19 protein-coding genes and 2 tRNA genes are annotated in these 24,748 nt (G+C 61.0%); 15 read left to right on the top strand and 6 right to left on the bottom strand.

What is annotated here, in order from left to right:
• The first annotated feature begins 142 nt into the window (after nucleotides 1-142).
• Nucleotides 143-382, top strand: coding sequence for an Lrp/AsnC family transcriptional regulator (locus tag ACXAG8_RS06375; protein WP_475222925.1), 240 nt, complete (start codon nucleotides 143-145; stop codon nucleotides 380-382).
• A 2-nt stretch (nucleotides 383-384) separates the two neighbouring features.
• Here ACXAG8_RS06375 and ACXAG8_RS06370 read toward each other — a convergent pair whose 3' ends face one another.
• The 3 genes from ACXAG8_RS06370 to ACXAG8_RS06360 all read right to left on the bottom strand — a co-directional run bounded on the left by ACXAG8_RS06370 (nucleotide 385) and on the right by ACXAG8_RS06360 (nucleotide 1,519).
• Nucleotides 385-1,251, bottom strand: a complete 867-nt coding sequence (locus ACXAG8_RS06370) for a GNAT family N-acetyltransferase (protein ID WP_475222924.1) — start codon at nucleotides 1,249-1,251, stop codon at nucleotides 385-387.
• A gap of 82 nt (nucleotides 1,252-1,333) precedes the next feature.
• Nucleotides 1,334-1,408, bottom strand: a tRNA-Gly gene (locus tag ACXAG8_RS06365).
• 36 nt (nucleotides 1,409-1,444) lie between these two features.
• A tRNA-Gly gene (locus ACXAG8_RS06360) sits at nucleotides 1,445-1,519 on the bottom strand.
• A gap of 148 nt (nucleotides 1,520-1,667) precedes the next feature.
• Here ACXAG8_RS06360 and ACXAG8_RS06355 point away from each other — a divergent pair.
• Nucleotides 1,668-1,820 carry a hypothetical protein gene (locus ACXAG8_RS06355; RefSeq protein ID WP_475222923.1) on the top strand — a complete coding sequence of 51 codons (153 nt, stop codon included), beginning with the start codon at nucleotides 1,668-1,670 and terminating at the stop codon, nucleotides 1,818-1,820.
• A gap of 40 nt (nucleotides 1,821-1,860) precedes the next feature.
• On the opposite strand, the gene ACXAG8_RS06350 is transcribed toward ACXAG8_RS06355, so the two are convergent.
• Nucleotides 1,861-5,298: a pyruvate carboxylase gene (locus ACXAG8_RS06350; RefSeq protein WP_475222922.1), complete on the bottom strand. Its 3,438-nt coding sequence runs from the start codon at nucleotides 5,296-5,298 to the stop codon at nucleotides 1,861-1,863.
• Between the two features lie 516 nt (nucleotides 5,299-5,814).
• Here ACXAG8_RS06350 and ACXAG8_RS06345 point away from each other — a divergent pair.
• On the top strand, nucleotides 5,815-8,430 hold the full coding sequence (locus tag ACXAG8_RS06345; RefSeq protein WP_475222921.1) for an ATP-dependent helicase: 2,616 nt from the start codon (nucleotides 5,815-5,817) through the stop codon (nucleotides 8,428-8,430).
• 408 nt (nucleotides 8,431-8,838) lie between these two features.
• On the opposite strand, the gene ACXAG8_RS06340 is transcribed toward ACXAG8_RS06345, so the two are convergent.
• Nucleotides 8,839-9,663: a DUF1127 domain-containing protein gene (locus tag ACXAG8_RS06340; protein ID WP_475222920.1), complete on the bottom strand. Its 825-nt coding sequence runs from the start codon at nucleotides 9,661-9,663 to the stop codon at nucleotides 8,839-8,841.
• A gap of 357 nt (nucleotides 9,664-10,020) precedes the next feature.
• On the opposite strand from ACXAG8_RS06340, the gene mraZ reads away from it, so the two are divergent.
• The 9 genes from mraZ to ACXAG8_RS06295 all read left to right on the top strand — a co-directional run bounded on the left by mraZ (nucleotide 10,021) and on the right by ACXAG8_RS06295 (nucleotide 19,676).
• Nucleotides 10,021-10,488: a division/cell wall cluster transcriptional repressor MraZ gene (gene mraZ, locus ACXAG8_RS06335; protein WP_475222919.1), complete on the top strand. Its 468-nt coding sequence runs from the start codon at nucleotides 10,021-10,023 to the stop codon at nucleotides 10,486-10,488.
• A gap of 4 nt (nucleotides 10,489-10,492) precedes the next feature.
• Nucleotides 10,493-11,485: a 16S rRNA (cytosine(1402)-N(4))-methyltransferase RsmH gene (gene rsmH, locus ACXAG8_RS06330; RefSeq protein WP_475223117.1), complete on the top strand. Its 993-nt coding sequence runs from the start codon at nucleotides 10,493-10,495 to the stop codon at nucleotides 11,483-11,485.
• Entirely contained in the window at nucleotides 11,482-11,850 is a 369-nt protein-coding gene (gene ftsL / locus ACXAG8_RS06325) for a cell division protein FtsL (protein ID WP_475222918.1), read from the top strand. Before rsmH ends, ftsL begins: the two co-directional genes overlap by 4 nt.
• Nucleotides 11,847-13,634: a peptidoglycan D,D-transpeptidase FtsI family protein gene (locus ACXAG8_RS06320; RefSeq protein WP_475222917.1), complete on the top strand. Its 1,788-nt coding sequence runs from the start codon at nucleotides 11,847-11,849 to the stop codon at nucleotides 13,632-13,634. Before ftsL ends, ACXAG8_RS06320 begins: the two co-directional genes overlap by 4 nt.
• Nucleotides 13,635-13,655: 21 nt before the next feature.
• Nucleotides 13,656-15,137 carry a UDP-N-acetylmuramoyl-L-alanyl-D-glutamate--2,6-diaminopimelate ligase gene (locus ACXAG8_RS06315; protein WP_475222916.1) on the top strand — a complete coding sequence of 494 codons (1,482 nt, stop codon included), beginning with the start codon at nucleotides 13,656-13,658 and terminating at the stop codon, nucleotides 15,135-15,137.
• Entirely contained in the window at nucleotides 15,134-16,528 is a 1,395-nt protein-coding gene (locus ACXAG8_RS06310; protein WP_475222915.1) for a UDP-N-acetylmuramoyl-tripeptide--D-alanyl-D-alanine ligase, read from the top strand. The genes ACXAG8_RS06315 and ACXAG8_RS06310 overlap by 4 nt, the downstream gene beginning before the upstream one ends.
• 34 nt (nucleotides 16,529-16,562) lie before the next feature.
• Nucleotides 16,563-17,645 (top strand): phospho-N-acetylmuramoyl-pentapeptide-transferase, encoded by a 1,083-nt coding sequence (gene mraY, locus ACXAG8_RS06305; protein WP_475222914.1) that lies wholly within the window; start codon nucleotides 16,563-16,565, stop codon nucleotides 17,643-17,645.
• Nucleotides 17,646-17,795: 150 nt separating this feature from the next.
• Nucleotides 17,796-19,190: a UDP-N-acetylmuramoyl-L-alanine--D-glutamate ligase gene (murD, locus tag ACXAG8_RS06300; protein ID WP_475222913.1), complete on the top strand. Its 1,395-nt coding sequence runs from the start codon at nucleotides 17,796-17,798 to the stop codon at nucleotides 19,188-19,190.
• Nucleotides 19,191-19,301: 111 nt separating this feature from the next.
• Nucleotides 19,302-19,676, top strand: coding sequence for a glycine zipper family protein (locus ACXAG8_RS06295; RefSeq protein WP_475222912.1), 375 nt, complete (start codon nucleotides 19,302-19,304; stop codon nucleotides 19,674-19,676).
• Nucleotides 19,677-19,699: 23 nt separating this feature from the next.
• Here ACXAG8_RS06295 and ACXAG8_RS06290 read toward each other — a convergent pair whose 3' ends face one another.
• Complete coding sequence (locus ACXAG8_RS06290; RefSeq protein WP_475222911.1) at nucleotides 19,700-20,881, bottom strand: BaiN/RdsA family NAD(P)/FAD-dependent oxidoreductase; 1,182 nt, start codon at nucleotides 20,879-20,881, stop codon at nucleotides 19,700-19,702.
• Nucleotides 20,882-21,010: 129 nt separating this feature from the next.
• Between ACXAG8_RS06290 and ftsW the strand changes: the two genes are divergently transcribed.
• Genes ftsW through murC form a run of 3 tightly spaced genes read left to right on the top strand, consistent with a single transcriptional unit; the run spans nucleotide 21,011 to nucleotide 24,677 of the window.
• Nucleotides 21,011-22,174, top strand: coding sequence for a putative lipid II flippase FtsW (ftsW, locus tag ACXAG8_RS06285; protein WP_475222910.1), 1,164 nt, complete (start codon nucleotides 21,011-21,013; stop codon nucleotides 22,172-22,174).
• Nucleotides 22,174-23,271, top strand: a complete 1,098-nt coding sequence (locus ACXAG8_RS06280; RefSeq protein WP_475222909.1) for a UDP-N-acetylglucosamine--N-acetylmuramyl-(pentapeptide) pyrophosphoryl-undecaprenol N-acetylglucosamine transferase — start codon at nucleotides 22,174-22,176, stop codon at nucleotides 23,269-23,271. Before ftsW ends, ACXAG8_RS06280 begins: the two co-directional genes overlap by 1 nt.
• Nucleotides 23,268-24,677, top strand: coding sequence for a UDP-N-acetylmuramate--L-alanine ligase (gene murC / locus ACXAG8_RS06275; RefSeq protein WP_475222908.1), 1,410 nt, complete (start codon nucleotides 23,268-23,270; stop codon nucleotides 24,675-24,677). The genes ACXAG8_RS06280 and murC overlap by 4 nt, the downstream gene beginning before the upstream one ends.
• The last annotated feature ends 71 nt before the right edge of the window (nucleotides 24,678-24,748 follow it).

The following is a 24,748-nucleotide window of genomic DNA, read 5'->3' as shown; positions in this document are numbered from 1 at the left end:
TTGCTACAGGCGCGCTTATAGACGTGGTTGGTCTGTTTGATCCAGACCGTATGCGGCAAACATCGTCAAACTGTTGCAGGGGATTGCACCGCGGCGCGGCCCGTGCCAGCCTGCCTGCACTTCAATCAACAAGAGACGGCCCATGTCCACCTGCGTTTTCATCCAGATCCGCTGTAAACCCGGCTTGACCTACAAGGTGGCCGAGGAAATCGCCCTGCGGGAAATCCATTCCGAGCTTTACTCGACCAGCGGCGAATACGACCTGATGTTGAAACTCTATATCCCCGAGGCCGAGGATGTTGGCCATTTCATCAACGAGCATCTGCTGGTGATACCGGGGATCGAGCGGTCGTTGACAACGATAACGTTCAAGGCGTTCTGACGTCAGCCCAGCTCAAAGGTGGTGACACCGAAAACCCGCCCAAGGTCGATATCCGGCGGGTGACTGGAATACATGCGCGCGGTCTCAAAGACTTTTGCCAAACCAAGCCGCTTGGCCAGGGCCATGGCGGCGGCGTTGGGTTGCGGTATGTCGATGAAAACCTCTTGTGTGCCATGTTCGGCGGGAATTGCGGACAAAAGGCTGGCCAACAGCGCCTGTGCAATTCCGGCGTCATCGGCGAACAGGGGGCCGACCTTGTACCCCGCCACACAAGGCCGCAGGGTCGCATACCCCTTTATCTGCCCATCCTCGGTATAGGCGCGTGATACATGACCTGCCGCACTCAGCCAGCTTTGCAGGAAAGCGTCCCGCTGGGTTGGAAACATCTCGTTGTCATAGGCCTTTAATTCTGTGGTCGTGCCGCCAAGCTGAATGATCCCGTTGCCTATCACCTGACCGAGTTTGGGGACGATTTCCGAAATCTTGGCGCTGAAACGATTGTTGTTATAGGCAAAGGAAAACCCGGATTTCCGGTAATTGTCCTGCTGTTCGACCACGCCATCCAGCCCGATGTTGCGGGTTTCGCAATGGGCAAGGGCGTGCCGCCAGATCTTTAACCCGTGGCCCGCATGCCGGTATTCGGGGCGGACAATATAGAACCCCAGAAACGAGAACCTGTCGTCGTAATTGATCGCCGAAACCGAGGCGACCATTTTGTCGCCCAGAAAGCCGCCCAAAAACCCGTCTGGGTCCGTCACGCGAAAACAGGCAGCATCACGCAGGCCGGGGTTCCAGCCTTCGCGGTCAGCCCAATCCACGGCGTCCTGCACTTCGTCAGCCGTCAGGGCGCGAATGGTGTAATCCGTCATGGTGCGGTCCTGTTTCCCGAAGCAGGACCAGAATGGCGCAACATCCGCCGGGAAACCAGAAATGATTGAAAACTCGTGTATCTGGAGCGGGCGAGGCGATTCGAACGCCCGACCCTAACCTTGGCAAGGTTATGCTCTACCCCTGAGCTACGCCCGCATCAGATACATCTTTTTCGGTCCTGAGACCTCTCAATGGAGCGGGCGAGGCGATTCGAACGCCCGACCCTAACCTTGGCAAGGTTATGCTCTACCCCTGAGCTACGCCCGCGCCGTTGAGTGAGGCGTGAAGTATTAATTCTGGCGCAAAGCTGCAAGAGGAAAATAACACAAAGCGGAAAAAATCTTTGCGACGGAAATCCGGTGCCCGCGCGTTCTAACCATTGAACAGGGCGTTCCGGCACAGAAGGAGACAGCAAGTGGCACGGTTGGAATTCATCAAGATTGCAGGGCTGGTGACTTTGATGGTTCTGGCCGCGATGGTCACCGAGTCCGATATCCGTGCAGAAGGCCATGCGCAGCCCTTTTTGCGGCCAGCGCCGCATGTCACCTCAGAGGTGCTGAACGGCTGACGGGCAGGGTGACGCACACCCTGCCCACCGCGTCGTTTCATTATTCAAATTCGACCAACAGGTCCTTTGCGTCGATCTGGCCCGCGGGCTGAACATGGACGGCCTTGATGACCGCATCCCGTTCGGCGTGGATGCCGGTTTCCATTTTCATGGCTTCGATCGTCAGCAACAGATCGCCTTCCTTGACCTCTTGACCGGCCGCGACTGCGACGGTGGCAACGACGCCAGGCATCGGCGCGCCGATGTGATTGGGGTTGCCGACCTCGGCCTTGGGACGCTGCGCCGTCGAAGCCTTGACCATGCGGTTTGGCACCCGGATCACACGGGGCTGGCCGTTGAGTTCGAAGAACACTTTGACCTCGCCCTTTTCATCGGTTTCGCCAATGGCCTGGCACCGGATTTCCAGCGTCTTGCCCGGGTCGATCTCGGCTGTGATCTCTTCGCCCGGCTCCATGCCGTAGAAGAAGGTGCGCGTGGGCAGGGTGCGGACCGGACCATAGGTGCGGTGACGGCCCATATAATCCAGGAACACCTTGGGATACATCAGGTAACCGTTCAGGTCTTCGTCGTCGACGGGCATACCCTCAAGCTGCTTGGACAGGTCGGCGCGTGTGGCTTCCAGGTCGACCGCATCGACATTCTTGCCGGGGCGTTCGGTGTTGGGGGCTTCGTCCTTCAGGACCTTCTGAAGAATGGCGTCGGGGAACCCGCCCGGAGGCTGCCCCAGATTGCCGCGCATCATGTCGATGACGGAATCAGGAAAGGCCACATCCGTGCCGGGATTTTCCACTTCATCTCGGGTCAGGCCCTGGCTGACCATCATCAGCGCCATGTCACCAACCACCTTGGACGAGGGCGTCACCTTGACGATATCGCCAAACATCTGGTTCACGTCCGCATACATCTGCGCCACCTCGTGCCAGCGTTCTTCCAGCCCAAGCGAGCGCGCCTGCGCCTTGAGGTTGGTGAACTGGCCGCCCGGCATCTCGTGCAGATAGACCTCGGATGCGGGGGCCTGCAGGCCGGATTCAAAGGCTGCGTACTGGCCGCGTACCGCTTCGAAATAATCGCTGATCTCGCGGATGGCTTTGATGTCCAGGCCGGTGTCACGCTCGGTGTGGCGCAGCGCTTCGACCACGGTGCCCAGCGTCGCCTGCGATGTGTTGCCCGAGAAGCTGTCCATCGCGCAATCCACCGCGTCCACCCCAGCTTCAGAAGCCGCCAGAATGGTCGCGCTGGCGATGCCTGCGGTGTCATGGGTGTGGAAGTGGATCGGCAGACCAACCTCTTCCTTCAGCGCCCGGATCAGAATCTTGGCCGAGGCCGGTTTCAGCAGACCCGCCATGTCTTTCAGGCCAAGCACATGCGCCCCAGCATCGCGCAGCTCTTTCGCCATGCCGACATAGTATTTCAGGTCATACTTGGCGCGATCAGGGTCCAGAATATCTCCGGTATAGCAAACGGTGCCTTCACAGATCTTGCCGCTCTCGACAACCGCATCCATTGCAACGCGCATATTTTCGACCCAGTTCAGCGAGTCGAACACGCGGAACACGTCGATGTTCTTCGATGCCTGACGCACGAATTCCTGCACGACGTTGTCGGGGTAGTTGGTATAGCCAACCCCGTTTGCGCCGCGCAGCAGCATCTGAGTCATCAGGTTCGGCATCGCCTCGCGCAGATCGCGCAGGCGTTGCCACGGGCATTCCTGCAGGAAGCGGTAGGCCACATCAAAGGTCGCACCGCCCCAGCATTCAACCGAGAACAATTGCGGCAGGTTGGCCGCATAGGTCGGGGCCACCTTGATCATGTCGATTGACCGCATCCGGGTCGCCAACAGCGACTGATGTCCGTCCCGCATGGTGGTGTCGGTGATCAGCAACTGCCGCTGCGCCTTCATCCAGTCGGCGACGGCCTGCGGGCCTTTCTGCTCCAGCAGGTTGCGGGTGCCCATCTGCGGCTCGGCCTTGGGCACAGGGGCCTTGGCCTCTTTCAGATCGGCGCGCGGCAAGGGGCGATCCTTGGTCTCGGGATGCCCGTTGACGGAAATGTCCGCGATATAGGTCAGAACCTTGGTGCCCCGGTCGCGGCGTTTCTTGAACTGGAACAGGTCCGGTGTCTCGTCGATGAACTTGGTGGTGTATTCATTCGACAAGAAGGTCGGGTGCTTCAGCAGGTTCTCGACAAATGCGATGTTGGTGCTGACACCGCGCACGCGGAATTCACGCAGGGCGCGGTCCATCCGGGCGATTGCCTTTTCCGGTGTCGGGGCCCAGGCAGTGACCTTGGTCAGCAGAGAGTCGTAGTACCGCGTGATCACCCCGCCCGCATAGGCCGTACCGCCATCCAGACGGATGCCCATGCCGGTGGCCGAGCGATAGGCGGTGATGCGCCCATAGTCCGGGATGAAGTTGTTCAGCGGGTCTTCGGTGGTCACACGGGTCTGCAAGGCGTGGCCGTTCAGGCGGATCTCATCCTGGTTTGCCTTGCCCGTGGCCTCGGCCAGGGTCTTGCCCTCGGCAATCAGGATCTGCGACTGGACGATGTCGATGCCCGTGACCTCTTCGGTGACGGTATGTTCGACCTGCACGCGGGGGTTCACCTCGATGAAGTAGAACTTGCCCGTGTTCATATCCATCAGGAATTCGACGGTGCCCGCGCATTCATAGTTCACATGCGCACAGATGCGGCGGCCCAGCTCGCAAATCTCGGCACGCTGTTCTTCGGACAGATACGGGGCAGGGGCGCGTTCCACGACCTTCTGGTTGCGGCGCTGGACCGAGCAGTCACGTTCGTACAGGTGGTAGATCTCACCATGCTTGTCGCCAAGGATCTGAACCTCGACGTGGCGGGCGCGGGTGATCATCTTTTCCAGATAGCCCTCGCCATTGCCAAATGCGGCCTCGGCCTCGCGGCGGCCTTCCAGAACTTTCTCTTCCAGCTCGTCCTCGGACAGGATCGGGCGCATGCCGCGCCCGCCGCCGCCCCAGCTGGCCTTGAGCATCAGCGGATACCCGATCTCGGCCGCTTCCTTGCGGATCGCGTCCATGTCATCGCCCAGAACTTCGGTCGCCGGGATCACCGGCACGTCAGCGGCAACCGCAACCTTGCGGGCGCTGGCCTTGTCGCCAAGCGCGCGCATGGTTTCGGCTTTGGGACCGATGAAGGTGATACCATTCTGAACACAGGCATCCACGAAATCGGGGTTTTCCGACAGCAGACCGTAACCGGGGTGGATCGCATCCGCGCCGCTTTCCTTGGCCACGCGGATGATCTCGTCAATCGACAGATATGCCGCGACCGGCCCCATGCCCTCGCCAATGCGATAGGCCTCGTCGGCCTTGAAACGGTGCAGGCCAAGCTTGTCCTCCTCGGCAAAGACCGCGACGGTGCGCTTGCCCATCTCGTTGGCGGCCCGCATAACGCGAATGGCAATCTCGCCGCGATTGGCAATCAGGATTTTCTTGAAGTCGGTCATTTCAGGTCCCGGTCTTGGTCAGGTTTGGCCTAGTGGATAGGCGGACAATACGGTCACGTATATCTGTAGTTCTGGGTAGAACCGGCATGTTAACGCTCGCAAACGCCCTCTGGTCGTGCATTTCTTTTACACATGCTGCGGCGCAGCATCAAATGTTGCATCTTTGTTGCGCAAATTATGGTGGCGCTAACAGGAGTGTAATACAGAGATTTGCCGCGTTGTGCAGCCACAGATTGCTGATTTTTCGGGATTTTGTCTGTGGCAGTGCCGGATATCCGGCACGCGGTTAAATTACCTATGGCCCGGTCGGTTTATACTGTGGCCCAGGGGCTGATCCTCCGAAATCGATTCGGTAGGGATATGCCAAGGCGTTCCCAACGGGTCTCGGGGCCGACATGCCATTGATGCGGCCATCGCCCAATTCGGGGCAATGATTGCGCAAGTCAGGCAAAAACCTTGTGAACAAGCCGTGAACAAACCCTTTCCCTTCGCGCCCATCCGGCGTAGTTTGAAACCATGAGCAGTTTTGACGAAATGGACGCCTTTGAGGGCGCATCGCTGTCCCGGAGGGCGATGGCGGCAGTTAGGCGAGAGAGCGATTACCTTGACGGCCTCAATCCCGCGCAGCGCGAAGCGGTTGAGCAGCTGGACGGCCCGGTGCTAATGCTGGCCGGGGCTGGGACGGGCAAGACCAAGGCGTTGACCGCGCGGATCACACATCTGCTCAGAACCCACCGCGTGCGCGAGAACGAGATCCTCGCCGTGACCTTCACCAACAAAGCCGCGCGTGAAATGAAGGAGCGTGTGGGGCGTATGTTGGGCCGTCCTGCCGAAGGGATGCCGTGGCTGGGCACGTTCCACGCGATTTGCGTCAAGCTGTTGCGCCGCCATGCGGAACTGGTTGGGTTGAAGTCGAATTTTACGATTCTGGATACCGACGACCAGAAGCGGTTGCTAAAACAACTCACCCAAGCCGCCAACATTGACGACAAACGCTGGCCTGCACGGATGCTGGCCGGCATCATTGATGACTGGAAAAACCGCGCATTAACGCCTGACAAGGTGCCGGCAGCAGATGCCGGGGCGTACAACAACAAGGGTATTGAGCTTTATGCCCAGTACCAAACCCGTTTGCGCGAATTGAACGCTGTGGATTTCGGTGACCTGCTGCTGCACATGGTCACGATTTTTCAGACCCATCCGGATGTGCTGGAGCAATACCAGCGCTGGTTCCGCTATATCCTTGTGGACGAGTATCAGGATACCAACGTGGCCCAGTACCTTTGGCTGCGTCTGCTGGCCGGGGGGCACAAGAATATCTGCTGCGTGGGCGATGACGATCAGTCGATCTATGGCTGGCGCGGGGCCGAGGTGGGCAACATCCTGCGGTTCGAAAAGGACTTTCCCGGAGCCTTTGTCGTTCGACTGGAACAAAACTATCGCTCAACCCCGCATATTCTGGCGGCTGCGTCTAATGTGATCAGGGGCAACGAGAACCGGCTGGGCAAGGAGCTTTGGACCGCTGCCAAAAACGGCGAAAAGGTCTGCCTGATCGGTCATTGGGATGGCGAGGAGGAAGCGCGTTGGATCGGAGAGAAGATCGAAGACCTCTCTATTGGCAATTCACCTCTTGCTAAACGAAGGCAAAACTCTCGGTCAGAGCAGATGCTGAGAGAAATGGAGCGGCTTGGCGAACTAGATGCGCTGACTGGGGTCAATAGCATCGAGCAAGTATTTGAACGGATGCGAAAGCATAAAAGCTTCTTGGCGGAAGAGAGCAATGAGGATCTCGTTTGGGAGTTGGCAATGAGACAACAGGAAGGCCTTTCGCTGGAAGCACCTTTCCAAAAGTTTGATCTCAACGAAATCGCCATCCTCGTGCGTGCTTCACACCAGATGCGCGCGTTTGAGGATCGGTTCCTGACGATTGGTTTGCCTTACAAGGTGATCGGCGGCCCTCGGTTCTATGAGCGGATGGAGATTCGCGATGCCATGGCCTATTTCCGGCTGGTGGTCAGCCCCGAGGATGATCTGGCGTTCGAGCGGATCGTGAACACGCCCAAGCGCGGCCTTGGCGACAAGGCGCAGCAGACGATTCAGGTGGTGGCGCGGGAAAACGGGGTGTCCTTGGTCGAAGGTGCCCGGATCGCGGTTGAAAATGGCCTGATCAAGGGCAAGGGCGGTAAGGCCCTGCGCGAATTGATCGACGGGTTGGCGCGGTGGAATGCGATGACGCATGGGCCGCGGATCGAGATGGATGACGACACGGTCATCGACGATGGCCTCTCGCCGATCCGCTATGGAGAGCCTGAGCATACGCATATCGAACTGGCGCAGATCATTCTGGACGAATCCGGCTATACCGCCCATTGGCAGAATGAAAAGACGCCCGAGGCGCCGGGGCGGTTGGAAAACCTCAAGGAACTGGTCAACCAGCTGGACAATTTCGAGAACCTGCAAGGGTTCCTGGAACATGTCAGCCTTGTGATGGACAATGAACAAGACGGCGACGGGGCCAAGGTTTCGATCATGACCCTGCACGCGGCCAAGGGGCTGGAGTTTCCCGCCGTGTTCCTGCCGGGGTGGGAAGATGGCCTGTTCCCCTCGCAACGCTCGATGGATGAAACCGGCCTCAAGGGCCTCGAAGAGGAGCGGCGGCTGGCCTATGTCGGCATTACGCGCGCCGAAGAGGTCTGTACGATCTCTTTCGCCGCCAACCGGCGGGTGTTCGGGCAGTGGCAGAATTCGATGCCGTCACGGTTCATCGACGAATTGCCCGAAGATCATGTAGAAGTGCTGACGCCTCCGGGACTTTATGGCGGCGGGCAGCAAACGGCTGGTATTGAAACCCGCGCGGCCGAGGTGAATGTCTATAACTCGCCGGGCTGGAAGCGGATGCAGGCGCGGCAGGGGCAACATGGCATGTCGCAACCGCGTGAAAGCCGCAATACGGTGATTGATGCAACCGCATTGGCCAGCTTTACGCTGGGCGAGCGGGTGTTTCATCAGAAATTCGGTTATGGCGCAGTGACAGGAATCGAGGGCGACAAGGTCGAGGTCGATTTCGACAAGGCGGGCCGCAAGAAGGTTGTTGCCCAGTTCCTGACTTCCAAGGACGACGTGCAGTTTTGAGGTTGGGGCGAGGCTCTGCCTCGCGCTCCGGGATATTTTGGGCCAGGTGAAGCAGGGGGCGTTCGCGCCCCTTTTTTTGTTCTGGGAAAAGAAAAACGGCGGTTCCCAGGGAGGAGGAGAGGGAACCGCCGTTCTTGCAACATCAAGGCAGGGAGGAGGAGAGCCCAGATGTTTTCGGACCCGGGTTTTATCCCGGTATGAGTAAGACGCGGTGACGTCAGGGAGGAGGAAGACGTCACCGCGCGCTTTCAACATCGAGGCAGGGAGGAGGAGAGCCCCGATGTATCGGTTTCCGGCGTCCAGGGCCGGTATAAGAGGCGGCGACATCAGGGAGGAGGAGAGATGCCGCCGCCGAAATACAGACCCAAAGGGAGGAGGAGGGTCTGATCTCGGAAATTCGTGCCGCCTTTAGCGGGCGAAGTGGTCTTCTACAGCCTGAAGAGCCAGGCCGCGGATCATCGAGCGATGCAGGCCCAGGTCTGCCAGTTCACGGTCCGACAGGCCCGACAGTTCGCTTACGGTTTCCCGGTACAGGCGAATTCGTGCGAACTTTGTTGCCGCCATCTCGATCAGAGAGGCGAAGCCGAATACTGGTGCACCTTTCAGTGCGGAGTTTGTGGTTGCTACTGCCATCTTCGTTACCCGTTCTTCTGTACGTTGCCGCCTGACGTTCGGCGCTGTGTTGAGATTGAAGATAAGGAAATGCTGCAATTGCACAATGGTTTTTGTGGTCAATGCTGCTATGCGGCAAGTGCATAGATCGAATGAGTTTTTTATCTTGTTGGTGGTTTTTCCCAAGAAAATATGGCTTTGAGAGTTGGGTTTGGCGGGGTGATTGGGCCTTGTCTGTGGCGGTGTTTTCCCTGTGCTGAATGTTTGGGCGCTAACGGATGGCGAATTTGGCATATTTGGGCGTGGCGAAAACTGCGGTTCGGTGGGGGGTAAGTAACCAGGGTCTGGGGTGTGGGGAATTATGGGAGTGGTTCGATCTGCGCCGACGACTCGGCTGAATGCGGGGAAAGGACCTGTCGGATGGGGTTGATTCGACGCGATGGGGCATTGCGAGAGGTTTGAGGGAAGGCTTTTGGGGTGGAGGGGAGAAAAATCTGGGAAATCGTGGGAAAACTTGGATTGCGATAGATGGGCGCGATATGTGGTGTTCTTGAGTTGAATTTTATCTAGTTGTTGTGTTTGCTGGCGCTGATGTGTCATCCAGCTCTTGACCAATTGCACTATTATTAGGGTGATCTGGAAAAATTCCTATTGATTTCCATGAATTCCCATGGCATCCCTTGTTCATCCGATGAGGACGAGGCAATGGGGCGCCAAACGACCCCGACCAAAAAAATCAGGTTTCATACAGGCATCTCGCTTTCATCAACAAGAGATCCGGCGCGCGGGCGAGCAGACATCCCCCCAGGTGGCGCGCGCAGCTGGACATCCCGCAAAGCGGGTCAATGCGGCGGGTTGATCAGTGGCAGCAGATCAACCCGCCGTTTTTCATCCGGGGGGTATGAGTTTTGAGGTGGGGCGCAAGCGAAAGGGACAGTCGTCTTGGCGCGCAGGTTTAGAGGTGAAAGCCACCATAAGGTGGACACGAAGGGCAGGGTCTCGATCCCGGCCTCGTTTCGCCGTGTGCTTGAAGCGTCCGACCCCAATTGGCAACCCGGTGACAGCCCCGAGCTTGTGATTGTCTACGGCGACCATCGCCGAAAGTTCCTTGAATGCTACACCATGCAGGCCATCGACGAGGTTGATGCCAAGATCGATGCGTTGCCGCGCGGTTCGATGCAGCGCAAGATGTTGCAGCGCCTGTTCCATGGTCAGTCCTTTCCGACCAATGTGGATGAAACCGGTCGGCTGGTCTTGCCCGCCAAGCTGCGCAACAAGATCGACCTGGACAAAGAGGCGTTCTTTATCGCCGCAGGTGACACGTTCCAGATTTGGAAGCCCGAGACATACGAAACCGAAGAGCTGGCCACGACCGAGGAATGGCTGGACGATCTGCCGGACGATTTCGATCCGATGCAGTATCTCGACGGCATCGGGGATGGGTGACGGCATGGCCGGCGCTCAGACCTTTTCGGACAAACCTCACATCCCAGTTCTGTTGCGCCCGTTGCTGGCCGCTGTCGCGCCGGTGTCGGGTGTCTGGCTGGATGGTACGTTTGGTGCGGGCGGTTATACACGCGGTTTGCTTGAGGCAGGGGCTGACAGAGTCATCGGCGTTGACCGCGACCCGCTGGCCTTTGAAATGGCCGCTGGGTGGGCCGGGGATTATGGCGACCGGCTGGTGATGCAGCAGGGCGTGTTCTCTTGCATGGATGACTATGCGCAGGACCTGGACGGGGTCGTGCTGGATCTGGGCGTGTCCTCGATGCAGTTGGACCAGGCCGAGCGCGGGTTCTCTTTTATGAAGGACGGGCCCCTGGACATGCGCATGAGCCAGGAGGGCGAAAGTGCGGCCGACCTGGTCAATTCTGCCACCGAGGCGCAATTGGCCGATATCCTGTTTCACTTTGGCGAAGAGCGCGCCAGCCGTCGTATCGCAAAGGCCATCGTCAAGGCGCGGGCCGAAGAGCCAGTGACGACGACCTTGCGTCTGGCCGACATCATTGAATCCTGTCTGCCGCGCGCCAAGCCTGGCCAATCTCATCCGGCAACGCGCAGTTTTCAGGGGCTTAGGATCGCCGTGAACGCCGAATACGAAGAGTTGTTTCAGGGGCTCATGGCCGCCGAGCGGGCATTGAAGCCGGGCGGGCAACTGGCCGTCGTCACCTTTCATTCGATCGAAGACCGGATGGTAAAGCGGTTTTTCCAGGCGCGGGCCGGGAAAACGGGGCGGGCGAACCGCTATGCCCCGGAAATACAGCAAGAACAGCCGCAATTCACACTGAAAACCCGCAAGGCCGTCGGCCCGGACGCCGACGAGCTTGCGGAAAACCCACGGTCACGGTCTGCCAAACTGCGGGTCGCGGTCCGCACCGAGGCACCGGCTGGCGATATTGACGCGCGCGCAATCGGGATGCCGCAACTGGGGGAAAGGTCGCGATGAAAAGTGTACTTTATGTCTTGACGGCCCTGGCCGTGTTCGGCCTGGCGCTGTGGGCCTATCAAGAGAACTATCGCACTCAGCAGGTGCTCAAGGAAACCCGGTCCCTGCAGCGTGAGATCGGATTGGCGCAAACCCGGCTGGCGGTGCTGAATGCCGAATGGGCCTATCTGAACCGGCCTGACCGCCTGCGGGAGCTTGCCGATCTGAACTTTGAACGTTTAGGGCTGTTGCCCCTGCGGTCCGAGCAGTTCGGCCGCGCGGACCAGATCGCGTTCGCAGAAGATCCCGACCTGCCGATTGTCGATCCGATCGAATTGCAGGCCATTACCGATGTTCAGGCGCTGGGCGAGGTACAGATCCCATGACCCGGACGCCGCTTCGCCCCCTGGCCCGTATCCTTGATGCGCGCGCACGCGGTGAAAACCCGCAAGCGATCGAGCGCGAGAACATCCGCAAGCGCCACGAAGACATGAAGGACCGGGCCCGCGCGCGGGCCGAAGGTCGTCTGTTGGTTCTGGGGGCGTTCTTCTTTGTTGCCTTTTCCGTGGTTGGCGTGCGTATGGGCCTGTTGGCCACGTCCGAGGCGCAAGAGCCACTGGCCAGTGCGCCGGGGGCGTCGATTGCCATGCAGCGCGGAAATATCGTCGATCGCGAAGGCCGGATTCTGGCAACCAACCTCGACACCTATTCGGTTTATGCCCAGCCACCGCTGATGATCGACCCGGCGGCCGCCGCAGAGCAGCTGGTCGCGATCTTTCCCGATCTGGATAAAGAGCGCCTGATCAAGGACTTTACCGGCAAACGCAAGTTTCTGTGGATCAAAAAGCGGATCTCGCCAGAGCAAAAGCAGGCGGTGCATGACATTGGCGATCCGGGTATTCTGTTCGGGCCCCGTGAGATGCGGCTTTATCCCAATGGTCGGCTGGCCGCGCATATTCTGGGCGGTGCGGGATTTGGCCGCGAAGGGGTAAATGCCGCCGAAGTGATCGGTGTTGCCGGTGTCGAAAAACAGTTCGACGCCTATCTGCGTGACCCGGCCAACGGCGCCAAGCCGCTGCAATTGTCTCTGGACCTGACAATCCAGGCCGCGGTCGAGCAGGTCTTGTATGGCGGTATGAAGATCATGAACGCCAAAGGCGCGTCGGCAGTTCTGATGAACGCGCATACGGGCGAGGTGATCTCGGCCGCGTCGCTGCCGTCTTTTGACCCCAACGATCGTCCGCGCCCGCCGACCTCGGGCTTTGATCCCTCGGATAGCCCGTTGTTCAACCGGTATGTGCAGGGCGTCTATGAACTTGGGTCGGTGTTCAAGATTTTTACGGCCGCTCAGGCGGTTCAGTTGGGGCTGGTCAATTCCGAGACGATCATCGACACGTCCGGGCCGATGAAGATCGGGCGGTATCCGATCGGTGAGTTCAATGGCAAGAACTATGGCAAGATCAGCGTCGCAGACGTCATAGTGCACAGTTCGAACCGGGGCACCGGGCGGTTGGCCCTGCAGATCGGCGCGCAGCGTCAGCAGGATTTCCTTGAAGCGTTGGGCATGTTCGCCCCCACGCCGTTCGAGATCGTCGAGGCAGCCGGGGGCGAGCCGCTGAAGCCCAAGAAGTGGGGCGAGCTGAGCACCGTCACCATTTCCTATGGCCATGGCCTGTCGACCAGCCCGATGCATCTGGCAGCCGGTTATGCCGCGATTGCCAATGGCGGTCATTATGTCAGCCCGACGATCCTGCGCAAAAGCGGGCCGCAATACGGCCCGCGCGTCATGTCGGCGAATGCCGCGAAACAGGCTCAGAAAATGCTGCGCAAGGTTGTGACCGATGGCACGGCCAGCTTTGGCGATGTGCCCGGCTATGGCGTAGCTGGCAAAACCGGTACGGCGGACAAACCCAAGCCGCGCGGCGGCTATTACGATGACAAGGTGATCGCGACTTTTGCGACGGTGTTTCCCGACTATGACCCCAAATACGTTTTGGTTGTCACGCTGGACGAGCCGTCGATCGTCGCCTACGGAGAAAAACGCCGGACCGCAGGCTGGACAGCCGTTCCCGTGACCGCAGAGCTGATCGGCCGTGTCGCGCCCTTGCTGGGCCTGCGGCCACGGCTTGAGCCTGAGGCGGGCGCTGCTATAACGCTGACCTCGAATTAGACGGTCCGGCAGAGGTGGGTCATGGGCACTAGGTCAAAAACACTCAGTCAACTGGCCCTCACCGCTCGGGGCGGGGTCAATCCGGTCATCACCGGCCTGGCCGTCGACAGCCGCGACGTGCAGGACGGCTACTTGTTCGCAGCCCTTCCGGGCACCCGCGTTCATGGTGGTGAGTTCATTCCATTCGCCCTGCGCATGGGCGCTGCGGCCATTCTGACTGACGCCAAAGGTGCCGAAATTGCCACCAGCGATCTGGCGGGGTCGGATGCGGCGCTGATCGTGGTCGAAGACCCGCGTCAGGCGCTGGCGGGATGCGCGGCCCTGTGGTTTGGCGCGCAGCCGCAGACAATCGTTGCGGTCACCGGGACCAATGGCAAAACCTCCGTGGCCACGTTCGTGCGCCAGATCTGGACAGAGCTGGGTCACGAGGCCGTCAATCTTGGCACCACCGGCGTCGAAGGCGCGTGGACCGCGCCGCTGGCGCACACAACGCCCGAACCCATCACCCTGCACCGGTGCCTGTCTCAGGCCGCTGAGCATGGTATCACCCATGCCGCGATGGAGGCCTCGTCGCACGGGTTGGAGCAGCGCCGCCTTGACGGAGTGCATCTGGCCGCTGCGGGGTTTTCCAATTTCACCCAGGACCACCTGGATTATCACGAAACCTTCGAGGCGTATTTCGCCGCCAAGGCCGGTCTGTTCGACCGCGTTCTGCCGCAGGATGGCACCGCGGTGATCAACCTGAGCGACCCAAAGGGCGCGCGCATCCGTCGGATCGCCGAAGATCGCGGCCAGGCGGTTCTGTCGGTTGGTCTTGGCGGGGCGGATCTGTGCCTGATGAACCAGCGGTTTGATGCGACCGGGCAGGATTTGCGTTTCTCGTGGATGGGCAAGACCCATATGGCCCGCCTGAACCTGATCGGCGGTTTCCAGGCCGAGAATGTTCTGTTGGCCTGCGGGCTGGTCATCGCGGCTGGCGACGACCCGGATCGCGTGTTTGAAACACTGCCGCATCTGACAACCGTGCGGGGCCGGATGCAACTGGCCGCAACCCGCGAGAACGGTGCCGCGGTCTTCGTCGATTACGCTCATACACCGGATGCGGTTGCGACGGCGCTCAAGGCGATGCGTCCGCATGTCATGGGGCGGCTGATTGCCATCGTGGGCGCTGGCGGTGACCGCGACGCGACCAAGCGGCCGCTGATGGGCAAGGCCGCCGCAGATCATGCCGATGTGGTTTTTGTAACCGATGACAACCCCCGCAGCGAAGACCCGGCCACCATCCGATCAGCAGTGCTGCTGGGCGCGCCCGAGGCAACCGAGGTCGGCGACCGGGCCGAGGCGATCCTGCGCGGCATTGACGCGCTGCAACCGGGCGACGCCTTGCTGATCGCCGGGAAAGGGCACGAAACCGGTCAGATCGTAGGTGATCAGGTCCTGCCATTCGACGACGTGGAACAGGCCAGCATCTCGGTCGCCGCGCTGGACGGGAGGGTCGCATGACGCTGTGGACGGCTGCCGACGCCGCCGAGGCGACGGGTGGGCGCGCGACGACCGACTGGGTTGCAAACGGCATTTCGATCGACACCCGCACCTTGCAGCCCGGCGACCTGTTTGTCGCGCTCAAGGCCGCGCGCGACGGCCATGACTTTGTGGCGCAGGCGTTGGCGAACGGCGCGGGCGCGGCGCTGGTTTCGCATATCCCCAATGATGTGCCCGACGGCGCACCACTTTTGCTTGTCGATGACGTGCAGGTCGCGCTTGAGGCGCTGGGGCAGGCGGCGCGCGCCAGAACGGCGGCGCGCGTGGTAGGCGTGACCGGTAGCGTCGGCAAGACCTCGACTAAGGAAATGCTGGTCAGCATTTTGGAAACACAAGGCAAAACGCATGCCAGTGTTGCAAGTTACAACAATCATTGGGGGGTGCCGCTGACATTGGCGCGCATGCCACGCGATACCGAATTTGCGGTGATCGAGATCGGCATGAACCATCCCGGTGAAATTGCTCCGCTGGCCCGGCAGGCGCAACCGCATGTGGCGCTGGTCACAACGGTGGCCGCCGTCCATCTTGAAGCCTTTGATTCGGTGGCGGGTATTGCGCGCGAAAAAGCCGCCATTTTCCAAGGCCTGTCCGAGGGCGGCGTCGCGGTCATCAACGCCGATATCGAACATGCCGATATCCTGCGCGACTGCGCGCGGGCGACGGGCGCAAGGGTGCTGGAGTTCGGCCGCACTGCGCAGGATTATGTACTGAACGACGTCACTCACCAGGGTGACGCGGTGCAGGCGCAGGCCTCGGTCGGGGGAAATGCGCTTGTGTTTTCGGTCGCATCCGCGGGCACCCATTTCGCGATGAACGCGCTGGGCGCGCTGGCAGCCTGTGCCCAGATGGGGGTTAATCTGGACCGGGCCGTGGCGGGCCTGCGCCGCTGGTCTCCGGTCACGGGGCGGGGCGCGCGCGAATTCATCGCCTTGCCGGGTGACGGCCGGATCGAACTGCTGGATGACAGCTATAACGCCAACCCAACCTCGGTCGAGGCCGCGCTGGATGTTCTGGCCAATGCGCAGGGGCAGCGAAAGATCGCCTTTCTGGGCGACATGAAGGAACTGGGCGATCAGGAAACGGAAATGCATGCGGGCATGGCGCTGGTCGCGGCGATGGCCGGTGTGGACCAGGTTCATTGCATCGGCCCGCTGATGCAGGCGTTGCACGAGGCGCTGCCCGATGGCAAGCGCGGGCTATGGGCCGAAAGCAGCGCCCAGATGGCCACGCACCTTCCTGAACTGATCCGCAATGGCGATACTGTTCTGGCCAAAGGGTCGCTGAGCATGGATCTGGCCCGGATTGTTGACGGTCTGCGGAAAATGGGGCAAGGGGGCGCGCTTGAGCCATGAGCACCCCTAACGCCGCTGTGAGAAAGGTTTTGAAATGCTGTATTGGTTGACCGCGCTGTCGGATGGCGGGGATTTCTGGAACCTTTTTCGCTATATCACTTTTCGCGCGGGCGGTGCCTTTCTGACGGCGCTGATATTCGGCTTTCTCTTTGGCAAGCCGCTGATCAACGTTTTGCGCCGGAAACAGGGCAAAGGTCAGCCCATCCGTGATGACGGGCCCGAGGGGCATCTGTCCAAGGCGGGCACACCGACCATGGGCGGGTTGCTTATCGTCGGTGCGCTGGTCACTTCGACGCTGATCTGGGCCCGCTGGGACAATCCGTTTGTCTGGATGGTTCTGTTTGTGACGCTGGGATATGCCGCCATCGGGTTTGCGGATGATTATGCCAAGGTGTCAAAGCAGAATACCAAGGGCGTGTCCGGCAAGATGCGTCTGGCGCTGGGGATCATCATTGCCGTGCTGGCCGCGCTTTGGGCGACACTGCATCATCCCGAAGGGCTGCAAAACCAATTGGCTATGCCTGTCTTCAAGGACACCTTGATCAATCTGGGCCTGTTTTATATTCCGTTTGCCATGGTGGTCATCGTCGGCGCGGCGAATGCGGTAAACCTGACTGATGGCCTGGATGGTCTGGCCATCATGCCGGCAATGATCGCGGCCTCGACCCTTGGTGTGATTGCCTATGCGGTCGGGCGGGTCGACTTTACAGAATACCTCGACGTGCATTACGTGCCCGGAACCGGTGAGATATTCATCTTTACGTCGGCCCTGTTCGGCGCGGGTCTCGGGTTCTTGTGGTACAATGCGCCTCCGGCTGCGGTGTTCATGGGCGATACGGGCTCGCTTGCTTTGGGCGGGGCGTTGGGCGCGATTGCGGTTGCCACCAAGCACGAGCTGGTTCTTGCCATTGTCGGCGGCCTGTTCGTGGTCGAGGCGCTGAGCGTGATCATCCAGGTGCTGTATTTCAAGCGCACCGGCAAAAGGGTGTTCCTGATGGCGCCGATCCACCACCACTATGAGAAAAAGGGCTGGGCGGAACCCACAATTGTTATCCGGTTCTGGATCATTTCGCTGATCCTGGCCATGATCGGCCTGGCGACGCTGAAAGTCCGGTAGTCCGCTTGCCGGGGTCGGCTGACCTGCGGCGCGCCTGCCGCCTGTTCGGTCCGGTCTGCGCTGCGGCGCGGGCCTGATACTGCCCTTGCCATCGGGAAAATCTTCGGTGCAGTGTGGCGGCCAGTTCGAAGTCAAAGGAAGGTGGGCGCGATGATCCCGGTCAAAGGGTTTACGGGTCAGAAGGTTGCGGTTCTGGGGCTGGGCCGGTCCGGGCTGGCGACGGCGCGCGCGCTGCGTGCAGGCGGGGCGCTGCCGGTGTGCTGGGATGACAACCCATCGGCCCGCAAAAAGGCCGAGGCCGAAGGCTTTGCCTGTACCGATCTGGGTCGTCCGGACGCGCTCACCGATATCGCTGTCCTGATCGTGTCGCCGGGTATTCCGCATCTGTATCCCGACCCCAACCCGGTTGTGGCCGCCGCGCTGGATGCGGGCGTGCCGGTGGACAATGATATCGGCCTGTTCTTCCGGTCCTTTGCGGGCGGCGAATGGGAAAAATTCGACATCGCGCCGCGCGTGGTCGCCGTGACTGGATCGAATGGCAAATCGACCACCGCAGCGCTGATCGACCATATCCTGGCCGAAGCGGGGCGCTCGGTTCAACTGGCGGGCAATATCGGGCGCGGCGTGCTGGACATCAACCCGGCCGAGGACGGATCGGTCGTCGTGCTTGAGCTGTCAAGCTATCAGACGGAACTGGCCCGCGCGCTGACGCCGGATGTGGCGGTATTCACCAACCTGTCACCCGATCACCTTGACCGCCACGGCGGGATGGGCGGCTATTTCGCAGCCAAACGCCGGCTGTTTTCCGAAGGCGGCCCGGACCGGGCAATCGTGGGCGTGGACGAGGCCGAGGGCATATTTCTAGCTGGACAGCTGACCGAAGGGCCATCTGATGACCGCGTGATCCGGGTGTCTGTCGGGCGTAAACTGACCGGACCGGGTTGGCAGGTTTTCGCGCGCAAAGGGTTTTTGTCCGAATATCGCAAGGGGCGACAGGCCGCGTCGATCGACCTGCGCGGCATTCGCGGGCTTCCGGGGGCGCATAACCATCAAAACGCCTGCGCGGCCTATGCCGCCTGCCGGTCACTGGGGTTGGCGCCACGGGTGATCGAGGCCGCATTGCACAGCTATCCGGGCTTGCCGCATCGCAGCCAGATCATCGCCGAGGCCGGTGGCGTTACTTATGTCAACGACTCCAAGGCGACCAATGTCGACAGCGCCCTCAAGGCGCTGAGCGCGTTTTCAAATGTGCGCTGGATTTGCGGCGGATTGGAAAAGGAAGGCGGAATTGCCGCCCTGAACGCCGCCGCGGACAAGGTGCGATGCGCCTATGTCATCGGGCGCGAGGCCGCCGGGTTTGCCATGCAGCTCAGTGCGGAAACCCGCGTGTGCACGACGATGGAACAGGCGGTTGAGCAGGCGATGCAGGACGCAGAACCCGGAGATACCGTGTTGCTTGCCCCGGCGGCGGCCAGCTTTGATCAATATGACAATTTCGAACAGCGCGGTGACGATTTCGTGGCCCAGGTCACCAAGCGGCTGTAGTCACCCGCAGTTGCAATAGATTGCCGGTTGCGCCAAGCTGGGGTGCTATCAGCTTGACGCGCCATGTTTTTTGATTTTGCTTCCGATGGAATTCAACACGAGGTTAAGACCATGCCGAACCGCAAACTCTCTTTGATCCTGCCTGCCATTCTGGCGGTCGGGGCCTGTACGAATGTTGGGGCGAATTACCAGCCAATCATTGATGGCCCGATTGGCCCGAACTACCAGTCTGATCTGGCCAATTGCCAGGCATTGGCCCGGTCGCGGCCGACTGTTGATGGCAACACCGCAGGTGCCGCCGCAATCGGTGCCGCCGGGGCTGCGGGCACCAAGGCCATCATCGATGACAGCGCCAGCGACCTGGGTCGCGCGGCCGTTGCCGGTGCGCTGGTCGGAGCGGGTGCAAGTGCCATCCAGAACACCCAGAACCAGGAAGTTATCGTGCGCAACTGCATGCGTGGCCGCGGTTACAACGTCGTCGGCTAAGGCCGCGCCGCTTAAAAGGCGGGTCAGGGTCGCGCCGCGATTGCGGAACCAGCCGCATGGCCCGAGGACCATGCCCACTGGAAATTGTACCCGCCAAGCCAGCCGGTGACATCAACCGCTTCGCCAATGACGTAGAGGCCGGGGACATCCCTGGCCTCCATCGTTTTGGATGACAGGGTATCGGTATCAATCCCGCCCAGGGTCACTTCGGCGGTCCGATACCCTTCGGTGCCCGTGGGGCGCAGGTGCCAATCCGAAAGCGCCGCAACCAGGTTGGAAAGCGCTGTATCCGATTGGTCGGCCAGATTGCCCGCCATCGGGATCGTCCGGTTCAGGAATTCCACCAGCCGCGCGGGCAGGTGCCGTGCCAGTTCGGTGGTCAGCGCCTTGCGCCCGCCAGCTTGCCTTTGGTCGCGCAGCACATCGAACAAGGGCAGGTCGGGGATCAGGTTTACCCGGATCGCCTCGCCTTCGCGCCAATAGGACGACAGTTGCAACACTGACGGGCCGCTCAGGCCGCGATGCGTGAACAGCAACGCCTCGTCAAAGCTGATGCGCGCGTTCGACAGGCGAACGGGCAGGGACACGCCTGACAGGTCCCGGAATTCGCCGTTGGAGAAAGTGAACGGTACCAGCGCCGCCCGCGTTTCCGTCACCCCCAGGCCGAATTGGCGGGCAATGTCATAGGCCAGCCCCGTCGCGCCCATCTTGGGGATCGACTTGCCGCCCGTCGCCAACACCAGGTTGGCGCATGTCAGGCTGAGGCGCTGCCCCTCGCGGTCAACATCCACCGCGAAACCGTCTTCGGTCTTGCGCAGGTCCTTCAGTTCGGTCCGAACCCATAAGTCGGCCCCCGCGCGTTGCATTTCGGCCAGCAACATCTGGATGATCTGTTTCGATGATCCGTCGCAGAACAACTGCCCCAATGTCTTTTCATGCCACGCGATGCCGTGGCGACCGACAAGGTCGATGAAATCCCACTGCGTATAGCGCGCCAACGCCGATTTGCAGAAATGCGGGTTGCCTGACAGAAAGTTCGACGGCCCTGCATCGAGGTTGGTAAAGTTGCAGCGTCCGCCGCCTGAAATACGGATTTTTTCGCCCGGGGCCTTGGCGTGGTCGATCACCAGCACACGCCCGCCGCACTGGGCGGCGCACATCATGCCGGCGGCACCGGCGCCTAGGATGATCGTGTCGAAACGCATGCCTCGCGCATGGCGCGGATTGGGGCCGATGACAAGAGGAAGAGGCTAGCCCAAACTGCAAAATCCCTGTAGAGTCTCAATCAGACCCCGAAAACGGGGCGTTAACGAGGCAGTAAGTGGCGGTATCTCATGACTGAGATGGTGTATGGCGCGGTCCAGGACCAGCGCGGTGAACCGATTCTTCCCAAGTGGTGGCGGACGATTGATCGCTGGACGATGTCCTGCGTTCTGATCCTGTTTGTCATCGGGCTTTTGCTGGGGCTGGCCTCATCGCCGCCGCTGGCGGGGCGCAACGGGTTCGACCCATTTCACTATGTCGAGCGGCAGGCAGTGTTCGGCGGCTTGGCTTTGCTGGCGATGATGCTGACGTCGATGATGTCGCCGACACTGGTTCGGCGATTGGCCGTGCTTGGATTTCTGGCCGCATTCGTGGCGTTGGTCTTTCTTCCCGTTTTCGGGACGGATTTCGGCAAGGGCGCGGTGCGCTGGTATTCGCTGGGCTTTGCCTCGATGCAACCGTCCGAGTTTCTCAAGCCGGGTTTCGTCGTCGTTGCCGCCTGGCTGCTGGCCTCGGCGCAAGAGATCAACGGCCCGCCGGGGCGGCTGTGGTCGTTTGCCCTGTGCATGGCGATTGTCGGTATGCTGGTGATGCAGCCCGATTTCGGGCAGGCCTGCCTGATCCTGTTTGGCTGGGGCGTGATGTATTTCGTGGCGGGCGCGCCGATGCTGCTGCTGGTCGGGATGGCCGGGTTCGTCGTGTTGGGCGGCATGTTGGCCTATTCCAATTCCGAACATTTCGCGCGGCGTATTGACGGGTTCCTGAACCAAGAGGTCGATCCGACCACCCAGCTTGGCTATGCCACCAATGCCATCCGCGAGGGCGGGCTGTTTGGTGTAGGCGTCGGTGAGGGGCAGGTGAAATGGTCGCTGCCCGATGCGCATACGGATTTCATCATCGCGGTCGCGGCCGAGGAATACGGGCTGGTCCTGGTGCTGATCGTCATCGCGCTTTACTCGATCATCGTGGTGCGGTCCTTGCTGCGCTTGATGCGTGAACGGGACATGTTCATCCGGCTGGCAGGAACAGGGCTTGCCTGCATGTTCGGGGTGCAGGCGATGATCAACATGGGCGTGGCCGTGCGTCTGCTGCCCGCCAAGGGGATGACGTTGCCCTTTGTCAGCTATGGCGGCTCGTCGCTGATTGCGGGTGGTATCGCCGTTGGCATGCTGCTGGCCTTTACACGAACCCGCCCACAGGGCGAACTTGGCGATATTTTGCGCGGACGAGGCTAATGGGCGTACCCTATCTGTTGATCGCGGCCGGAGGCACCGGCGGGCATATGTTCCCGGCACAGGCCCTGGCCGAGGCGATGCTGAACAAGGGCTGGCGCGTGCGCCTGTCCACTGACGCCCGCGGTGCGCGCTATACCGGCGGGTTTCCCCATACGACCGAGATCGTACAGGCCTCGTCGGCGACATTTGCGCGTGGCGGGTTGGCGGCCAAGGCAATGGCCGGGCCCAAGATCGCCGGGGGTGTCGCCGGTATGGCCTTTCAGATGCTGCGGGACCGGCCCGATGTCGTCGTGGGTTTTGGCGGTTATCCGTCGATCCCGGCGCTGGGTGCTGCGACCATGCTGGGTTTGCCGCGGATGATCCACGAACAAAACGGCGTGCTGGGCCGCGTGAACCAGGTGTTCGCCACGCGCGTCGCGCGGGTCGCCTGCGGCGTGTGGCCGACGGACCTGCCCGAAGGCGCAAACGGCATCCATACCGGCAATCCTGTGCGGGCCGCGGTGCTGGACCGCGCGGCGGCGGGCTATATCCCGCCCGGCGATTACCCGATGTCGGTTCTTGTCATGGGCGGATCGCAGGGCGCGCGCGTTCTCAGCGATGTCGTGCCCGGTGCAATCGCGGCCCTGCCCGCCGATCTGCGCCGCCATATCCGCGTGGCACACCAGGCGCGCGACGAAGACAATGACCGGGTAACCGCGTTTTACGAACAGCACGGTATCCTGGCGGATGTGCAGCCATTCTTTCAGGACGTCCCGCGCCGCATGTCCGAGGCGCAGCTGGTCATCTCGCGCTCGGGCGCGTCCAGCGTGGCCGACATATCGGTCATAGGCCGGCCTTCGATCCTGGTTCCCTTTGCCGCCGCAGCGGGCGACCACCAGACCGCCAATGCCCGTGGGCTGGTACAGGCGGGGGCCGCGATCATGATCCCTGAAAACGCGCTTGACGTTTCCGCGCTGACCGCGCAAATCACCGCCGTTCTGACCAACCCGGAAGCCGCGCAGAAAATGGCCCATGCCGCCCTTTCGGTCGGGGCCCCCGACGCCACCGAGCGCCTGACGGCCCTGGTCGAAGAACTGGCGCAGAAGGAGACCACATGACCCCAGCAACCAAACTGCCGCAGGACGTGGGCCCGATTCACTTTGTCGGGATCGGCGGGATCGGGATGTCCGGCATTGCCGAGGTGCTGTTGAACCTGGGCTACCGGGTGCAGGGGTCCGACCTGAAATCGTCAAAGATCACCGAGCGCCTGGCGGGGCTGGGGGCCGAGATTTTTGTTGGTCAAAAGGCGGAAAACCTTGAAGGCGCCGCAGTCGTTGTCGTTTCGACCGCGATCAAACCGGGCAACCCGGAACTGGACGAGGCGCGCGCGCGCGGGCTGCCCGTGGTGCGCCGCGCCGACATGCTGGCGGAACTGATGCGCCTGAAATCCAACATCGCCATTGCGGGAACCCACGGCAAGACCACCACGACCACCATGATGGCCGAGCTGATGGTGGCCGGTGATTTCGACCCGACCGTGATCAATGGCGGCATCATTCACGCCTATGGCAGCAACGCGCGGATGGGGCAGGGCGAATGGATGGTGGTCGAAGCGGATGAAAGCGACGGCTCGTTCAACCGTCTGCCCGCGACTATTGCCATCGTCACCAATATCGACCCCGAGCATATGGAACACTGGGGCGATTTCGATACGCTGCGCGATGGGTTCCACGAATTCCTGTCGAACCTTCCCTTTTATGGTCTGGCCGTATGCTGCACTGACCATGCCGAGGTTCAGGCGCTGGTGGGCCGCATCACCGACCGTCGCGTCCGTACCTATGGGTTCAATACACAAGCCGATGTCCGGGCCGTGAACCTGACCTATAAGGCGGGCGTCGCGCATTTCGACATCCATCTGCAATACGAAGACAAGGTCATCGAAGGCTGCACCCTGCCGATGCCGGGCGACCATAACGTGTCAAACGCGCTCAGCGCCGTGGCGGTGGCGCGCCACCTTGGGATGAAGGCTGCGGAAATCCGCGACGCGCTGGCCAATTTCGGCGGCGTCAACCGTCGCTTTACCAAGGTTGGCGAGGTCGATGGCGTCACCATCATCGACGATTACGGCCATCACCCGGTGGAAATTGCCGCCGTTCTGAAAGCGGCCCGGCAGGCAACCGAGGGACGTGTTATCGCCGTCCACCAACCGCACCGGTATTCGCGCCTGTCCAACCTGTTTGATGATTTCTGCACCTGTTTCAACGACGCCGACGTCGTGGCAATTGCCGAGATTTTCGCCGCTGGTGAAGACCCCATTCCGGGTGCCAGCCGGGATGATCTGGTCGAAGGGCTGATCCGCCACGGCCATCGCCACGCGCGTGCCCTGCTGAACGAGGACGACCTGGAGCGTCTGGTGCGCGAACAGGCCGGGCCAGGGGACATGGTCGTTTGCCTTGGGGCGGGTACGATCAGCACCTGGGCCAACGGTCTTCCGCAGAGATTGCAGCAAAAACAGTCTGTTTGACGGCGGTGCTCAATTGGCGCACAACCTGAAAGTGTGATAAACTAAAGGTCAGTACCGCGTTTCCTCGGAGG

The organism is Ruegeria sp. ABD4_443, assembly GCF_056160865.1.
Note: the sequence above shows the minus strand (reverse complement) of the source record. Positions and strands in the feature narration are given on the sequence as shown.

What these genes read in the sequence shown, in the direction of transcription:
- ACXAG8_RS06375 (WP_475222925.1), top strand. Translation starts at nt 143, where the DNA reads ATGTCCACCTGCGTTTTCATCCAGATCCGCTGTAAACCCGGCTTGACC.
- ACXAG8_RS06350 (WP_475222922.1), bottom strand. Translation starts at nt 5,298, where the DNA reads ATGACCGACTTCAAGAAAATCCTGATTGCCAATCGCGGCGAGATTGCC.
- mraY (WP_475222914.1), top strand. Translation starts at nt 16,563, where the DNA reads ATGCTGTATTGGTTGACCGCGCTGTCGGATGGCGGGGATTTCTGGAAC.
- ACXAG8_RS06280 (WP_475222909.1), top strand. Translation starts at nt 22,174, where the DNA reads ATGGGCGTACCCTATCTGTTGATCGCGGCCGGAGGCACCGGCGGGCAT.
- ftsL (WP_475222918.1), top strand. Translation starts at nt 11,482, where the DNA reads ATGAAAAGTGTACTTTATGTCTTGACGGCCCTGGCCGTGTTCGGCCTG.
- murD (WP_475222913.1), top strand. Translation starts at nt 17,796, where the DNA reads ATGATCCCGGTCAAAGGGTTTACGGGTCAGAAGGTTGCGGTTCTGGGG.
- ACXAG8_RS06345 (WP_475222921.1), top strand. Translation starts at nt 5,815, where the DNA reads ATGAGCAGTTTTGACGAAATGGACGCCTTTGAGGGCGCATCGCTGTCC.
- rsmH (WP_475223117.1), top strand. Translation starts at nt 10,493, where the DNA reads ATGGCCGGCGCTCAGACCTTTTCGGACAAACCTCACATCCCAGTTCTG.
- ACXAG8_RS06320 (WP_475222917.1), top strand. Translation starts at nt 11,847, where the DNA reads ATGACCCGGACGCCGCTTCGCCCCCTGGCCCGTATCCTTGATGCGCGC.
- murC (WP_475222908.1), top strand. Translation starts at nt 23,268, where the DNA reads ATGACCCCAGCAACCAAACTGCCGCAGGACGTGGGCCCGATTCACTTT.
- ACXAG8_RS06370 (WP_475222924.1), bottom strand. Translation starts at nt 1,251, where the DNA reads ATGACGGATTACACCATTCGCGCCCTGACGGCTGACGAAGTGCAGGAC.
- ACXAG8_RS06310 (WP_475222915.1), top strand. Translation starts at nt 15,134, where the DNA reads ATGACGCTGTGGACGGCTGCCGACGCCGCCGAGGCGACGGGTGGGCGC.
- ACXAG8_RS06295 (WP_475222912.1), top strand. Translation starts at nt 19,302, where the DNA reads ATGCCGAACCGCAAACTCTCTTTGATCCTGCCTGCCATTCTGGCGGTC.
- ACXAG8_RS06315 (WP_475222916.1), top strand. Translation starts at nt 13,656, where the DNA reads ATGGGCACTAGGTCAAAAACACTCAGTCAACTGGCCCTCACCGCTCGG.
- ACXAG8_RS06290 (WP_475222911.1), bottom strand. Translation starts at nt 20,881, where the DNA reads ATGCGTTTCGACACGATCATCCTAGGCGCCGGTGCCGCCGGCATGATG.
- ftsW (WP_475222910.1), top strand. Translation starts at nt 21,011, where the DNA reads ATGACTGAGATGGTGTATGGCGCGGTCCAGGACCAGCGCGGTGAACCG.